This window comes from Agrobacterium sp. MCAB5 (assembly GCF_052114365.1).
Taxonomy (GTDB): Bacteria; Pseudomonadota; Alphaproteobacteria; order Rhizobiales; family Rhizobiaceae; genus Agrobacterium; species Agrobacterium tumefaciens.
The window spans coordinates 286,785-302,898 of record NZ_JBFREP010000001.1; the positions used below are offsets into that span (position 1 = coordinate 286,785).

The 16,114-nt window shown below is 60.0% G+C and carries 13 protein-coding genes; all 13 read left to right on the forward strand.

What is annotated here, in order from left to right; all coding sequences use genetic code 11:
- Window positions 1-33: 33 nt before the first annotated feature.
- Entirely contained in the window at window positions 34-2,265 is a 2,232-nt protein-coding gene (locus tag AB4Z23_RS01445; protein WP_421475961.1) for a hybrid sensor histidine kinase/response regulator, read from the forward strand.
- A gap of 95 nt (window positions 2,266-2,360) precedes the next feature.
- A complete protein-coding gene (locus AB4Z23_RS01450) occupies window positions 2,361-3,242 on the forward strand; it encodes a GNAT family N-acetyltransferase (RefSeq protein WP_003514771.1) in 882 nt (293 codons plus the stop codon).
- A 190-nt stretch (window positions 3,243-3,432) separates the two neighbouring features.
- On the forward strand, window positions 3,433-6,084 hold the full coding sequence (mutS, locus tag AB4Z23_RS01455) for a DNA mismatch repair protein MutS (protein WP_421476043.1): 2,652 nt from the start codon (window positions 3,433-3,435) through the stop codon (window positions 6,082-6,084).
- A 95-nt stretch (window positions 6,085-6,179) separates the two neighbouring features.
- A complete protein-coding gene (locus tag AB4Z23_RS01460) occupies window positions 6,180-9,008 on the forward strand; it encodes a [protein-PII] uridylyltransferase (protein ID WP_003514778.1) in 2,829 nt (942 codons plus the stop codon).
- Between the two features lie 7 nt (window positions 9,009-9,015).
- A complete protein-coding gene (murJ, locus tag AB4Z23_RS01465) occupies window positions 9,016-10,605 on the forward strand; it encodes a murein biosynthesis integral membrane protein MurJ (protein WP_421475959.1) in 1,590 nt (529 codons plus the stop codon).
- Entirely contained in the window at window positions 10,605-11,009 is a 405-nt protein-coding gene (locus tag AB4Z23_RS01470; RefSeq protein WP_421475957.1) for a VOC family protein, read from the forward strand. The genes murJ and AB4Z23_RS01470 overlap by 1 nt, the downstream gene beginning before the upstream one ends.
- Window positions 11,010-11,112: 103 nt before the next feature.
- Window positions 11,113-12,177, forward strand: a complete 1,065-nt coding sequence (gene trpS, locus AB4Z23_RS01475; protein ID WP_003514781.1) for a tryptophan--tRNA ligase — start codon at window positions 11,113-11,115, stop codon at window positions 12,175-12,177.
- Between the two features lie 115 nt (window positions 12,178-12,292).
- Entirely contained in the window at window positions 12,293-12,784 is a 492-nt protein-coding gene (locus AB4Z23_RS01480; protein ID WP_003514782.1) for a universal stress protein, read from the forward strand.
- A 169-nt stretch (window positions 12,785-12,953) separates the two neighbouring features.
- Window positions 12,954-13,517 carry a NifU family protein gene (locus AB4Z23_RS01485; protein WP_003514783.1) on the forward strand — a complete coding sequence of 188 codons (564 nt, stop codon included), beginning with the start codon at window positions 12,954-12,956 and terminating at the stop codon, window positions 13,515-13,517.
- A gap of 21 nt (window positions 13,518-13,538) precedes the next feature.
- A complete protein-coding gene (tsaB, locus tag AB4Z23_RS01490) occupies window positions 13,539-14,207 on the forward strand; it encodes a tRNA (adenosine(37)-N6)-threonylcarbamoyltransferase complex dimerization subunit type 1 TsaB (RefSeq protein ID WP_421475955.1) in 669 nt (222 codons plus the stop codon).
- 39 nt (window positions 14,208-14,246) lie between these two features.
- On the forward strand, window positions 14,247-14,741 hold the full coding sequence (locus AB4Z23_RS01495; protein WP_003514785.1) for a GNAT family N-acetyltransferase: 495 nt from the start codon (window positions 14,247-14,249) through the stop codon (window positions 14,739-14,741).
- Between the two features lie 69 nt (window positions 14,742-14,810).
- Window positions 14,811-15,239, forward strand: a complete 429-nt coding sequence (locus tag AB4Z23_RS01500) for a Fur family transcriptional regulator (RefSeq protein ID WP_003514787.1) — start codon at window positions 14,811-14,813, stop codon at window positions 15,237-15,239.
- A gap of 30 nt (window positions 15,240-15,269) precedes the next feature.
- A complete protein-coding gene (locus AB4Z23_RS01505) occupies window positions 15,270-16,064 on the forward strand; it encodes a lysophospholipid acyltransferase family protein (RefSeq protein ID WP_441359972.1) in 795 nt (264 codons plus the stop codon).
- Window positions 16,065-16,114: the final 50 nt, after the last annotated feature.

Sequence of the window (16,114 nt, forward strand, 5' to 3'; positions counted from 1 at the left end):
ATATCAAAACCGCTGCCGTGGTAGCGGTTGTGCATGAGCGAACTGGCACGACTGCGGGAAAAAGTTTCAGATGGCCTCGCCGCCACCCCGGCGCAGCCGGCGGATCGCGTCGACACGACATCTCACCATGGCGGTGCGGGGCGCGGGATAGATGCCAGATCGATCACGCTATACGTTGCCGCGTCATTGTCGGTGGGTGCCTTCTCCGCAGCCTTGATCGCGCTTGCGGTGCCTTATTCGGTCACCGTCGCCTTGGCATCCTTCTTCGGTGCGGTGCTGGTCGGTCTCCTGTCCTACGCCATGTTCGGCAAATCCTTCCAGTATCCCGGCAAACTATCTGCAGATGATTTGGATGTACGGCTACGCCAAACTCAAAATCGATCGCTGATTGCCGAGATCCAGGAGGCCATGGGCGATATCATCGTCATCCGCAATATGGATCGGCGCATCGTCGAGGCGAATGCGGTTTTTCGTGAAGTGACGGGCTGCTCGGCACCCGAAGGGCTGAGCTGTGAGGAAATCGGCATCGCTTTCCGGCCAGGCGACAAGGCCCACACTTATAATGTGGAAATCGCGACCCCGTTCGGTCAGCGCATTTTCTCCTGGCACGATGTCGTCACCCGCGATCTGGCAAGCAGTCGTCTTCTCATCAGCAGCATCGCGAGAGATGTCACCGAGGAGCGGCTGGCACTCGGCGAGCGGGAAAACGCCCGGTTACGCGCGGAAAAGGCCGATGCCGAAAAGGCAAGGCTGCTGGCAACTGTTAGCCACGAGATCCGCCTGCCGCTTTCCGGCATGCTCGGCATGAACCATCTTCTATCGCAGACGAAGCTCAATGAAGAGCAACGTAATTATCTCGACGGCATGAAGCAGTCCGGTCAGTCGCTGGTACAGTTGGTCGAGGACCTGCTGGATTATTCGACCATGGAGGCGGGCCGTTTCAAACTCAATCCGCGTGCGGAAAACCTGCGCCGGCTGATCGAGAGCATTGTCGAGATGCTGGCGCATCGCGCCCACGAAAAGGGCATCGAAATCACCTCCTTCGTCACGCCGGATGTGCCTGATTATCTGGATTTCGATCCGGCAAGGCTGCGTCAGGTTCTGTTCAACCTCCTCGGCAATGCCGTCAAATTCACGCAGGTGGGCGGGGTCGTCATCCGAGCGCGCATGGTTGAAGGCGAATTGCATATCACCGTCGAGGACACCGGCCCCGGCATGAGCCAAGCGGAACAAGCCCGTATCTTTGGCGAATTCGAACAGGCAGGCCCGATGTCGCAGCAAAGTGGGGGAACAGGGCTTGGGCTCGCGATTTCCGCCCGCATCGTCCGGGAATTCGGCGGCAGCCTCACGGTCTTCAGCCGCAAGGGTGAGGGCAGCACCTTCAAACTGGCATTCCGTCCGGGCAGTTCGTCCACCGGCACGCCGGACCCGGACCGGCACCATTGCCTGGAGCATACCAATGTCCTGCTGGTCGCGCCGAGGGGCGTGGCAGCGACGGTGACGATGGAGGCGATCGAGGCTTTCGGCGGTAAATGCGCTCTTATCCACGAACCGGAGGATTTTGAAAGGCTGCACGGTACAGTTGCCGATCTCACCGATATCATTGTCGACAGGCGTATTTCGCCTCTGTTCAGAGACGCGCTAAGGGATTGGCCGCAACAGAATGTACGTCGCACGTTGCTGGTCAGTCCCGAAGAGCGGGCGTCGACCATGCATGGGTCCTTCGACGCCTGGTTGATCCGGCCGCTGCGCGAAAAGTCCCTGATTGACGTCCTCTGCGGTCGTCTGCGCGGCATAGAACGGCGCGATGCCATCAACGACAACCATCCGGATGTGGGGTTTTCGTCACGGGTGACGGAGGGGGTAAGCGGCATCGATATCCTCGTGGCCGAGGACGACGCCGTCAATGCGCGCATCATCCGGGCCGTTCTGGAAAAAAGCGGTTACATCGTGCGCGGTGTCGACGATTTTCAGGCCCTGCAGCAAGCCGTGGCCCCCGGCACAACCCGCCTGCCGCACCTCATCATATCCGATCTCAATATGCCGGGCGGCGAGGGGCTTGAGGTGCTGCCGGAGCTTCTCGGCACGCTGAAGGGTGGAAGAAATATTCCGCTCATCGTGCTCAGCGGCGATGCGAGCGTTGAAACCGCCGAAATCCTGCTGAATGCCGGTGCGGCCAAGGTTTTGACCAAGCCTGCCGACCCGAGACGACTCGTCGAGGAAATCCGCCGCTTGCTGGAGGCGAAACGCCTGTTGCCATCATGACTTGAGAGACTCGCAATGGCTGCATTTTGTCACTATTCTGTCGTCAATTAGTGATTTATGACAGGAAAAATCTTTTGGTGGCGGAGCGATTCCCCATGGTTGCCGAAATCTACAGTCACGACATTTGTGAAAACAAAGTTGTTATTCATCCTCGTCCAGACACCGCTCAGGACAATGAGGGGCTTTTCGGCCGTATCGGCTCGCTGGAAACACGGCTCGCAAGAAACGAGCGGGAGATCGACGCGGCGCAGTCCGTGCGTTACCGGGTTTTCGTTGATGAAATGAAGGCGCGCCTTCCCGCAGACGCCATGCGCCGCAAGCGCGACATCGACGCCTGGGACAGTGTCTGCGACCATCTGCTCGTGCTCGACAAGGCGATTGAAGGCGACAGCGAGGACCAGATCGTCGGTACCTACCGTTTGTTACGTCAGGAAACTGCACTCGCCAATAACGGTTTTTATTCCGCAAGCGAATTCGACATCGCCGGGCTGGTAGCGCGCCATCCGGGCAAGCGCTTCATGGAGCTTGGCCGCTCCTGCGTGCTGCCGGAATATCGCACCAAGCGCACGGTTGAGCTTTTGTGGCAGGGCAACTGGGCCTATGCCGTGAAACACCGCATGGATGCCATGATCGGTTGCGCCTCGTTCCCCGGCGTGCAGCCGGAAGCCCACGCGCTTGCTCTGTCCTTCCTGCATCACAATTGCGTTGCAAAGGGCGAGTGGGCGGCTTCCGCTCTTCCCGAGCTTTATCACGAGATGGACCTGGTACCGGCTGAGGCGCTGAACGCCCGCAAGGCGCTGAACGCCATGCCGCCGCTGATCAAGGGCTATATGCGTCTCGGCGCTATGTTCGGCTCCGGCGCCGTGGTGGACCATGCCTTCAACACGACAGATGTTCTCGTGGTCCTGCCGGTTTCCTCTATCGCCGGCCGCTACATCAGCTATTACGGCGGCGAGACCGAGCGCATCAACGGCTGACCGGTTCTAACTCGGATCTAGCGGGATGTTCCTGTGGGCAGCGATGTCGTGTGTGTTGTCTTGGTGCGGCCATTGCCGCTAGTGTCGGCGCTCCCTTTCCGCAACACGATATGACATCGGCAAGCCATTGACGGACGTTTTGACCACCGCTTCCCTGATCTCGGAAGAGAGCCGCGCTACGGCCACTCCCATGATGGAGCAATATATCGAGATCAAGGCGAACAACCCCGGTTCGCTGCTGTTTTACCGCATGGGCGATTTTTACGAATTGTTCTTTGACGATGCGGTGGAAGCCTCGCGGTCGCTCGGCATCACGCTGACGAAACGCGGCCAGCATATGGGGCAGGATATTCCCATGTGCGGCGTTCCCGTTCACGCCGCCGATGATTATCTCCAGAAGCTCATCCTGCGCGGTTATCGCGTCGCCGTCTGCGAGCAGGTGGAGGACCCGGCCGAGGCGAAAAAGCGCGGATCGAAATCCGTGGTGAAGCGTGATGTGGTGCGGCTTGTCACGCCTGGCACGCTCACCGAAGAAAAGCTCCTGTCGCCGACGGAATCCAACTATCTTATGGCGCTCGCTCGTATTCGCGGCAGTGCGGAGGCACAGTTTGCGCTTGCCTGGATTGATATTTCCACCGGCGTCTTCCGCTTGGCGGAAACCACGCTGACGCGGCTCCTCGCTGATATCTGGCGCATCGATCCGCGCGAGTTGATCGTTGCCGACAGTCTGTTCCATGACGAAGAGTTGCGACCGGTTTTCGATATGCTTGGCCGTGTCGCCGTGCCGCAGCCGGCCATTCTGTTCGACAGCGCTACGGCGGAAGGGCGGATCGCGCGTTACTTCAACGTCTCGACCCTCGATGGTTTCGGCACATTTTCGCGCGTGGAAATGGCCGCTGCCGCTGCCGCGGTTGCCTATGTTGAAAAGACCCAGATTGCCGAGCGCCCGCCGCTTGGTGCGCCGGAACGCGAAAGCGCTGCCTCCACGCTGTTCATCGATCCCGCGACCCGCGCCAATCTGGAGTTGGTGAAGACGCTATCGGGCGAAAGGGACGGATCGCTCCTGCATGCCCTCAACCGCACGGTCACGGGCGGCGGTGCGCGGCTTCTGGCCGAGCGGCTGATGTCTCCCTTGACCGATCCGGAAAGGGTTAATGCCCGTCTCGATGCGGTCGCCTATCTCATTGATGACGTATCCCTTTGCGATGGCCTGCGCGATGCCTTGAAACAGGTTGCCGATATGCCGCGCGCGCTCTCCCGTCTTGCGCTGGAGCGCGGTGGCCCGCGCGATCTCGGGGCGATCAGGCAGGGCCTGGCGTCGGCCGAGAGAATTGCCGCCATTCTCGATCAGGGATTATTGCCGGAGGAGCTTGCTGCTGCACTTGCGAATCTGAAGGCTTTGCCGGGCGGGCTGGAAGCCATGCTCGGATCGATGCTGGCCGACGATCTGCCGCTTTTGAAGCGTGATGGCGGTTTTCTGCGTGAGGGCGCCAATCCAGAACTCGACGACGTGCGCGCATTGCGTGACCAGTCGCGCCGGGTGATCGCCGGGCTGCAGCTGCAATATGCCGAGGAAACCGGCATCAAGTCGCTCAAGATCAAGCATAACAACGTGCTTGGTTATTTCATCGAGGTAACGGCGGGCAACGCCGATGTCATGATGGCGACGGATGAGGCGAAGGCGCTCTTCATTCACCGCCAGACCATGGCCGGCGCCATGCGCTTCACCACCACCGAGCTTGCCGATCTCGAAAGCCGCATCGCCAATGCCGCGGCTGAGGCTCTAACCATGGAGCTGGAAGCCTTCGAGCGCATGGTCGAGGCCGTGGTGCAGCAGGCGGAGGCGATCAAGGCGGGTGCGCTGGCGCTTGCGGTGATCGATGTCGCCTCAAGCCTTGCTTATCTCGCTACCGAACAGGCCTATTGCCGCCCGATCGTCGATGCCTCCATGACCTTTGCGATCACAGGCGGGCGCCACCCCGTTGTGGAACAGGCGCTGCGGCGGCAGTCGGCTGGGCCATTCATCGCCAATAATTGCGATCTGTCGGCAATCGATGGTGGCAAGAACGGTGCGATCTGGCTGCTGACCGGCCCTAATATGGGCGGTAAGTCGACTTTCCTGCGTCAGAATGCGCTCATCGCCATCCTCGCGCAGATCGGCTCCTTCGTTCCGGCAGAAGCCGCCCATATCGGCATCGTAGACCGGCTGTTTTCCCGCGTCGGCGCGTCCGACGATCTGGCGCGTGGCCGCTCGACCTTCATGGTGGAAATGGTGGAAACGGCCGCCATCCTCAATCAGGCGACGGATCGCTCGCTGGTCATTCTGGATGAGATCGGCCGTGGCACGGCAACCTTCGACGGCCTTTCGATCGCCTGGGCGGCGGTGGAGCATCTGCACGAGGTCAATCGTTGCCGTGGCCTCTTCGCCACGCATTTCCACGAACTGACGGTGCTGTCGGAAAAACTTGGTCGCCTTTCCAATGCCACGATGCGGGTGAAGGAATGGGAGGGTGACGTCATCTTCCTGCACGAGGTCGGACCGGGTGCTGCGGATCGTTCCTACGGTATTCAGGTGGCAAGGCTCGCCGGACTTCCGGCATCGGTGGTGGAGCGCGCCCGTGAGGTGCTGACGAAGCTCGAAGATGCCGATCGCAAGAACCCGGCCAGTCAGCTGATCGACGATCTTCCGCTGTTCCAGATCGCGGTTCGCCGTGAGGAAACCCGCAAGGCTGGACCATCGAAGGTGGAAGAAGCTTTGAAGGGGTTCAACCCGGACGAAATGACACCGCGTGAGGCATTGGACGCGCTCTATGCGTTAAAGAAAGAACTTGGCAAGGCTTAAGAGGATAGACTGCCTGTCCATCGCCTTTGAAACTCGCTATAGGACAATCCCATCGCAAGCGGTGGCTTTCCCACAGGACATGGATAACGGCATAAATGGCCATCAAGGACCTGGATTTTTCCGAAATTCTCGATGTTTCGGCGCTGAAGCGCGAATGCGACATCATCTTCAAGAACGACGGCAAGCGCATCGCCGATGTCAGGTCAGACCTGCTGCCGATCTTTCGAAAGGCCAGCACGGAAGGCCGGGAAAAGGCTCGCGAACTGCTGAAATCCGACGGCAGCGGCATCGATTGCGCCCGACGTATCTCCTGGCTCCAGGACCGGCTGATCGAAATCCTCTATGATCTCGCCTGCCAATATGTCTATCCGAAAGACGCGCCGCAGATCGCCGTTGCAGCGGTGGGGGGGTACGGTCGCGGCACGCTGGCGCCGGGATCGGATATCGACCTACTGTTCCTGCTGCCGGCCAAGAACACGCCGGATATGCACAAGGCCGTGGAGTTCGTGCTTTATCTGCTCTGGGATCTCGGCTTCAAGGTCGGCCACGCCACGCGCACGGTGGATGAGTGCGTCCGCCTGTCGAAATCCGATATGACCATCCGCACCGCCATTCTGGAAGTGCGGGCAATCTGCGGCAAAAAATCCCTGACCGATGATCTCGAAAAACGTTTCGAGTCGGAAGTTGTCACCGGCACCGGGCCGGAATTCATCGCCGCCAAGCTGGCCGAGCGTGACCAGCGTCACCGCAAGGCGGGCGATACGCGCTATCTGGTGGAGCCGAACGTCAAGGAAGGCAAGGGCGGCCTGCGCGACCTGCACACGCTGTTCTGGATCGCCAAATATTATTACCATGTCCGCGATACAGCCGATCTCGTCAAGCTTGGCGTCCTGTCTAAGCGCGAACTCAGGCTGTTCGAAAAGGCCGATGATTTTCTCTGGGCGGTCCGTTGCCAGATGCATTTCATCACCAACAAGGCGGAAGAGCGCCTTTCCTTCGACATTCAGCGCGAGATCGCCGATGCGCTGGGCTACCAGCCACGCCCCGGGCTTTCCGCCGTCGAACGTTTCATGAAGCATTATTTCCTGGTGGCGAAGGATGTGGGTGACCTGACCCGCATCGTCTGCGCCGCACTGGAGGACAGGCAGGCAAAGGACGTGCCGGGCCTGTCGGGTGTTCTCAGCCGCTTTGCCCACCGCGTCCGCAAAATTCCCGGCTCTGTTGAATTCGTTGAGGATCGCGGCCGCATCGCGCTGGCCAAGCCGGACGTGTTCAAAAACGATCCGGTCAATCTGATCCGGCTCTTTCACATCGCCGATATCAACAATCTCGAACTTCACCCGGATGCGCTGCGTGTCGTTACCCGGTCGCTGTCGCTGATCAATGACGGGCTTCGCGAGAACGAGGAGGCGAACCGGCTGTTTCTGGCGATCCTCACCTCGAGGCGTGATCCGGCGCTCACCTTGCGGCGCATGAACGAGGCTGGCGTCCTCGGCAAGTTCATTCCCGAATTCGGCAAGATCGTCGCGATGATGCAGTTCAACATGTATCATCACTATACGGTGGACGAGCATCTGATCCGCTCTGTCGGCGTACTCTCGGAGGTGGACAAGGGAACGGCTGTGGATGCCCATCCGCTTGCCAACCAGCTGATGCCGGGTGTCGAGGAGCGTGAGGCACTTTATGTGGCCGTTCTGCTGCACGATGTGGCCAAGGGCCGGCAGGAGGATCACTCGATTGCCGGCGCGCGGGTGGCCCGCAAGCTTTGCCAGCGTTTCCGGCTGACCGGCAAGCAGACCGAAATGGTGGTCTGGCTTATCGAGCAGCATCTTCTGATGTCCATGGTCGCCCAGACGCGCGACCTGCACGACCGCAAGACCATCACCGATTTCGCCGACAAGGTACAATCCATGGAGCGGCTGAAGATGCTGCTTATCCTGACGGTCTGCGATATCCGCGCGGTCGGTCCGGGTGTCTGGAACGGCTGGAAGGGTCAGTTGCTCCGCTCGCTTTATTACGAGACCGAGCTGCTTCTCTCCGGTGGCTTTTCGGAAGTCTCCCGCAAGGAAAGGGCGCATATTGCCCGTCAGGCGCTTTACGACGCGCTGGAAGACTGGGGCCAGAAGGCACGGCGCAAATACACCAAGCTGCACTATGAGCCCTATCTGCTGACGGTGGCGCTGGAAGATCAGGTGCGTCACACCCGCTTCATCCGCGAGGCCGACAAGCAGGAAAAAGCGCTGTCGACCATGGTGCGCACACATTCCTTCCACGCCATCACCGAAATCACCGTGCTGGCGCCCGACCATCCGCGCCTGCTGTCGATCATTACCGGCGCCTGTGCTGCGGCCGGCGCCAACATTGCCGACGCGCAAATCTTCACCACATCCGATGGGCGGGCGCTCGATACGATCCTGATCAACCGCGAATTTCCGATCGACGAAGACGAGACGCGGCGCGGCAACAATGTCGGCAAGCTGATCGAAGAGGTTCTGTCCGGTCGTCAGCGCCTGCCGGAAATGATTGCCACCCGCACCAAGAGCCGGAGGAAGAAAAGCGCCTTCACCATTCCGCCCTCCGTCATCATTTCCAACGGGCTTTCGAACAAGTTCACCGTTATCGAGGTCGAGTGCCTCGACCGGCCGGGGCTTCTGGCGGATATGACGGCTGTCATTGCCGATCTGTCGCTGGATATTCATTCCGCACGCATCACCACCTTCGGCGAGAAGGTCATCGACACATTCTACGTGACTGATCTCTTCGGCCAGAAGGTTACCAACGACAACCGGCAGGCCAGCATTGCCACGCGCCTGAAGGCCGTGATGAGCGAGCAGGAAGACGAATTGCGCGATCGCATGCCAAACGGCATCATCGCCCATCCCGATGTGGCGGCGCTGCCGGCCACGCGCACGGCAAAGGCTTGAAATTCCCATGAGCTTGATCGGAAAGTTCGCCACGGTCGGCACGGCCACGCTCGGAAGCCGTATCTTCGGTTTCCTCCGCGAGACGCTGATGGCCGCAGCCGTCGGTACCGGCCCGGTCGCCGATGCCTTCAATGCTGCCTTCCGGTTCCCGAACACCTTCCGGCGCCTTTTTGCCGAAGGCGCGTTCAACTCGGCCTTCGTGCCGCTTTTTGCCAAGGAAATCGAGGCGAACGGCATGGAGGGCGCAAGGCGCTTTTCCGAAGAAGTTTTCGGCGTTCTGTTCACCGTGCTTCTGGCTTTGACGATCCTGATGGAACTGTCGATGCCGTTCATCGTGCGCACCGTTATTGCGCCGGGCTTTCTGGAAGACCCGGTGAAATTCGACAACACCGTCCGTCTCGCAACCATCATGTTCCCCTATCTCGCCTGCATGTCGCTGGCGGCGATGATGGGCGGCATGCTGAATTCGCTGCACCGCTATTTCGCTGCCGCGATTGCGCCGGTCTTCCTGAACATCATTCTGATTGGTGTTCTGATGCTGGCCTGGTGGAAGCATTACGACCCGCTTCAGGTGGGTTATGCCCTGTCCTGGGGTGTCATGGCGGCGGGTGTGGTGCAGCTTGGCATCGTCTGGATTGCCGTGCGCAATGCCGGCATGCGGATCGGTTTCCGCAGACCCCGGCTGACGAAGAATGTCCAGCGCCTGCTGGTCCTTGCTTTGCCGGCCGCGATCACCGGCGGCATCACCCAGATCAATCTCCTGATCAACACCAATATCGCGTCTGCCGGTGAGGGTGTGATCTCCTCGCTCGCCTATGCCGACCGGATTTACCAGCTGCCGCTCGGTGTCGTCGGCATCGCCGTTGCCACCGTGCTTTTGCCGGAGCTGGCGCGGGCTTTGCGTGGCGGACATATGGTCGAGGCGGGAAGCCTGCAAAACCGCTCGGTCGAATTCGTGCTGTTTTTGACATTGCCCGCTGCCGCTGCCCTTCTCGTCATGGCGGAGCCCATCGTGCGCTTTCTGTACGAGCGCGGCAATTTCGCGCCTTCGGCCACCGTCACCGTCGCGCAGATCCTCGGTATTTATGGCCTCGGCCTGCCGGCTTTCGTGCTGATAAAGGCGTTCATTCCCGGCTTCTTTGCCCGCGAGGACACCCGCACCCCGATGATCTTCGCGGCGATTTCCGTGGTTGTGAACGTCTCTCTGGCGCTGACGTTGTTTCCGCGTCTCGGAGGTCCGGGCATCGCCATTGCCGAGATCACCGCCGGCTGGGTCAATGCCGCCCTGCTGTTCGGCATGCTGTTGTGGCGGGGTCACTGGCATGTGGACATTCCGCTCCTCACCCGCATTCCGCGCTTGCTGCTGTCCGCCGCCCTTATGGCGGGCTTCGTTCACTATGCGCTGACCTATCTCAGCTTCGAGCTGTCCTCCGGCTCCTCCATTTTCGTCCGGGCCGGAACCATCATGAGCCTCGTGCTCTCCGCCATGCTCGTTTATTTCGTGCTCGCTTTCGTTTCGGGTGGTGCCGATCTCGGCATGGTCAAGAGAGCCATCAAAAAGCGCCGCAACAAGAATGCCCAGACGGAGACAAGCTAATGTCCTTTGCAGAAAACCGTCGCATCGCCCTCATCACACTCGTGGTGGACGATTATGACCGGGCAAAGACGTTTTATTGCGAGGTTCTGGGGTTTGACTGCCTTTCCGACCAACCTCTTGATGACGGCAAGCGCTGGCTGGTGGTGAAGCCTCAAGGGACCGATGGCTGTGCCCTCTTGCTTGCCGAGGCGGATGGCGAAGCGCAGCGTCTTGCCATCGGCAACCAGGCCGGCGGCCGTGTCGGGTTTTTCATGCATACCGACGATTTCGGTCGTGACTACGAGACGATGCTTGCGCGCGGCGTGCGCTTTCTGGAGGAACCGCGCCATGAGGTTTATGGCTCCGTCGCGGTCTTTGCGGACCCTTATGGAAATCACTGGGATCTTCTTCAGCCGCGCGGCTGACGCGCCCTGAAACCGCTTGATTGCGAGGGGCTGTAGGTGCATAAGCGCGCGTGCAATTCCAACCACGGGGCGGGGCCCTCCACAAGCCTTTTCGAGGACGACAATGAACGCATTCAAGCCGCTGGTTTTCTCGGGCGTCCAGCCGACCGGCAATCTGCATCTCGGCAATTATCTCGGGGCCATCCGCAAATTCGTGGCGTTGCAGGAAGATAACGACTGCATCTATTGCGTCGTCGACATGCACGCCATCACCGCCCAGCTCGTTCATTCGGACCTGAAGGCGCAGACCCGCTCGATCGCTGCCGCCTTCATTGCCGCGGGCATCGATCCGGTGAAGCATATCGTCTTCAACCAGTCGGCTGTGCCGCAGCACGCCGAACTCGCCTGGATCTTCAATTGCGTGGCGCGTATCGGCTGGATGGAGCGCATGACGCAGTTCAAGGACAAGTCCGGCAAGAATGCCGAGCAGGTGTCGCTTGGGCTGCTTGCCTATCCGAGCCTGATGGCTGCGGACATTCTCGTCTACCGCGCGACCCACGTTCCTGTCGGCGACGACCAGAAGCAGCATCTGGAACTGGCCCGCGACATCGCCCAGAAATTCAACATCGATTTCGGCGACCATATCCGCAACGCCGGTCTCGGGCTCGACATCACCGTGGGCAATGAGCCGGTGCATGCCTATTTCCCGATGGTGGAGCCGCTGATCGGCGGTCCGGCACCGCGGGTGATGTCGTTGAAGGACGGCACCAAGAAGATGTCGAAGTCCGATCCGTCGGATCTGTCGCGCATCAACCTCATGGACGATGTCGACGCCATTTCGAGAAAGATCAAGAAGGCGAAGACGGACCCGGATGCACTGCCGAGCGAAGTGGAAGGCCTGAAGGGCCGCCCAGAGGCCGAAAACCTCGTTGGTATCTATGCGGCACTGTCTGACAAGACGAAAGCGGAGGTTCTTTTAGAATTCGGCGGACAGCAGTTCTCGGCCTTCAAGCCGGCTCTCGTCGAGCTTGCCGTCAATGTGCTGGCTCCGGTCAACAACGAGATGCGCCGCCTTCTCGACGATCCCACCCACATCGATGCCATCCTCAAACAGGGTGGTGAGCGCGCGCGCGCGATCGCTGAAAACACGATGAACGAGGTGCGCGACATCATCGGGTTCCTGCGCTGACCACGCATCGCCTTGCGGATCACGGCGGGCGGTTTGCGCCTGCCGTGATTTGATATAATCTCCGCCCGAACCGTCGGGCGGTTTTTCGGATCGCGGCGGACACAGGGAGTGCGGAATGGTTTCAAAACGGCTGTCGCGTCTGGAAGGGCATCGTCGCAAATTTCTCGCTGTTATCGATGACACACCGGAATGCGAAAGGGCCGTGCATTATGCCGGTCGTCGCGCCAAGAACTCCAATGGCGGACTGGTTCTGCTTTACATGATACCGGAAGGCGATTTCCAGCAGTGGCTGGGCGTCGAGCAGATCATGCGGGCCGAGGCGCGCGAGGAGGCGGAAGCAACGCTTGCCAAGATCGCCCAGAAGGTCCGTGAGACCATCGGCATCGAGCCGGAAGCGGTGATCCGTGAAGGCGGCGCAACCGAGCAGATCCACGGGCTCATCGAGGAAGATCGCGATATTGCCATTCTGGTTTTGGCGGCAGGATCAACGAAGGAGGGGCCGGGACCGCTCGTCTCCTCCATCTCAGGACGCGGTGCGGCCTTCCCCATCCCCGTCACCGTGCTACCGGATACGCTGACGGATGAGGAAATCGACGCCCTTTGCTGACCTTCGTTCGACCCCGAAAGGCAGGAACGGATTCGGGCAAGAATTTGGGGCTGACGATTTCTTGAATGTAATTATCATGTCAGGGCTTGAAGTAAGGCTTCGCCAGGCGTATTTTTTGGAAGAATTCTAAATTGCGGGGCGTGAACGGCGACCTCGAAGGAGACAGATAATGTTCATTCAGACGGAAGCCACGCCGAACCCCGCGACCCTCAAGTTCCTGCCGGGCAAGGTGGTGCTGGAAAGCGGCACGGCTGAGTTTCTCAACCCTGCGCAGGCGCAGGCCTCGCCGCTGGCAGAGCGCCTCTTCACCATTCCGGGTGTCACCGGCGTTTATTTCGGCTTCGATTTCATCACCGTCACCAAGGATGACGCCGAATGGCAGCATCTGAAGCCCGCCATTCTCGGTTCGATCATGGAGCATTTCATGTCTGGCCGCCCCATCATGGGCACTGCCATTGCGGCTGAAGTGTCGGATGAGGAAGGCGAGTTCTTTGAAGCGGGTGACGAAACCATCGTCGCCACCATCAAGGAACTGCTGGATACCCGCGTCCGCCCCGCCGTGGCGCAGGATGGTGGCGATATCACTTTCCGTGGTTTCCGCGACGGCACCGTGTTCCTGAACATGAAGGGCGCCTGCTCCGGTTGCCCGTCCTCCACCGCCACGCTGAAGCACGGCGTCCAGAACCTGCTTCGCCATTTCGTGCCGGAAGTGCGCGAAGTCGAAGCTGTATGACGTTGTAAGCCAGGCCGCGCCATGATTGTTCTCGCACTCGATACCTCAGGTGTGGACTGTTCCGCCTGCGTCTATGACAGCGCCTCCGACACGGTGCTTGGCGAGGTATGCGAAACCATCGGAAAAGGTCATGCCGAGCGGCTGATGGCTGTGATTGATGGTGCCCTGCAGCAGGCGCAGCTACCGCTTCAGAAAGTCGGGCGCATCGCGGTAACGATCGGACCGGGTTCCTTTACCGGCATTCGCGTCGGCGTTGCCGCCGCGCGTGGTTTCGCCCTGTCGCTCGGCATAGAGGCAGTCGGCGTAACCACGCTTGAGACGATCGCCTTGCATCATCTGCTGGAAAATCCCGGCCGGCCAGTGGCTGTCGGGCTCGACGCCAAACGGGGCGAAGCCTACCTCCAGACATTTGCAGAGGATGGATCGCCGCTCCTCGAGGCCGCGCTTTTGTCTCTGGCGGATGCCAAAACGGCTCTCTCCGGTTTCGATGGCGCCATTATCGGTTCCGCCGCACCCCTTTTTCAGGGTTTCGACACGGGGTCAGGTCCCGATCATTTTCCGATTTCCACTGTAGCGCGGGCGGGTGGACGCAAGCCGAAAGGCATGTCGAAACCCGCACCGCTTTACCTTCGCGGCCCGGATGCCCGGCCGCAGACGGGTTTTGCGCTGGCACGCCAGAGCGTTGCCTGATAGGTGGCACCCGTAAATGCGTGCGGATGATTCCTTGTTATGTTTGACGAATATCTAAGCTGGAAGCCCTATTTCGAGATCGTACCGATGCAGCATGAGGATTGCGCCGGAGTGGCGGAATTGCATGCGCTGCGCTTTCCGCGCCCCTGGAATGACGGGGAGTTTTCCGGGCTGTTGACGCAAGGCTCGGTTTTCGGTGCCGTCGCGCGGCAGACGAACGCATTTTTCAGCAAACCGCTCGGTGGTTTCGTGCTTGCGCGCGAAGTGGCCGGCGAGGCGGAAATCCTGACCGTTGCGGTGGCCGACAAGTTCGCGCGCACCGGCCTCGGCTGGCGCCTGATGCAATCGGCCGTCCGTGAGGCGATGATGCGCGGTGCCGAAACGATGTTCCTGGAAGTGGACAGCAACAATGCCTCCGCCCTGGGACTTTATAAAAAGCTCGGCTTCAAAACGGTCGCTGAGCGCAAGGCCTATTACACAGCCAAGGATGGCGCGAAGTCGACGGCGCTTGTCATGCGCCGCGATCTTCGCTAGTTCCCTGCGACAGGCATTTTTCGGCGACAGCCCCGAAATTCAACCGGAATACTCAAAAGGCCAGAAGACGTGATAGACCTTTCGAAAACGCTGGAGGAACTTTGTGCCGAACGCGGCATGCGGATGACGGACCAGCGCCGTGTCATCGCCCGCGTGCTGCAGGAATCGGCAGACCATCCGGATGTCGAGGAGCTTTACCGCCGTTCCTCCGCCGTGGATCCGCGCATCTCGATTTCTACCGTTTACAGAACGGTGAAGCTGTTCGAGGACGCCGGCATCATCGAGCGTCATGATTTTCGCGATGGCCGCTCGCGTTACGAGACCGTGCCTGAGGAACATCACGATCATCTGATTGATCTGAAGAACAGCGTGGTCATCGAGTTTCATTCACCCGAGATCGAGGCGCTTCAGGAAAAGATCGCCAGGGAGCATGGCTTCAAGCTCGTCGATCACCGGCTCGAACTCTACGGCGTACCGTTGAAGCCCGGCGAACATTGAGACGCTGGTGAGCAAGCGCACGGTTCAATCATGATGTGGCTTCGGACAGCCTATATTGCGGTCGTTCTCCTGATCGTCACGCTTATATTGCTGCCGCTGCAACTGTTGGGCCTTGCCTTCGACTGGCAGCTTCGCCGTCGCATTCCACGCATCTGGCACCGCATAGCCTGCCATGTCCTTGGCATCCGCGTGCATGTCCATGGGGATGTGGAGCGGGCAAAACCGCTGATGCTGGCGGTCAACCACGCCTCGTGGAAGGACATTCTCGTTCTCGGCAGTATTGCGGACGTGGTGTTCATCGCCAAGACGGAAGTGCGTGACTGGCCCGTCTTTGGCTGGCTCGCCCGTCTGCAGAAAAGCATCTTCGTCCAGCGCGAGCAGAAGCGCAGCACCGGTGCGCAGGTCGGCGAGATCGCCGCCCGCATGGCCGATGGCGAGATCGTCGTGTTGTTCCCGGAAGGCACTACCTCTGACGGCAACCGCATGCTTGCCGTCAAATCCTCGCTGTTTGGCGCAGCCTCCACGGCTGCCGAGCAGGTTCCGGGCAAGCTCGTCTATGTGCAGCCGGTCGCAATCGCCTTTACGCGTGTGCAGGGCATGGCCATGGGACGTTACCACCGGGTCATTGCGGCCTGGCCGGGCAGCATAACTCTGGTGCCGCATCTGCTCGGTATCATCAGGGCAGGTGCTATCGACGTCGACGTTACATTCGGTGACAGCGTTCCGTTTCACAGCACGGATAACCGCAAGCGTCTGGCGACCGATATTGCCGCTTCTATCCGTTCCATGTTGGCCTTCAGCCTGCGTGGTGGCTGGCGGAAATAGAGCATTGCAGCTTTTCCGGTATTTTTCTGTTTAATCCGGGCGTGAAAAAC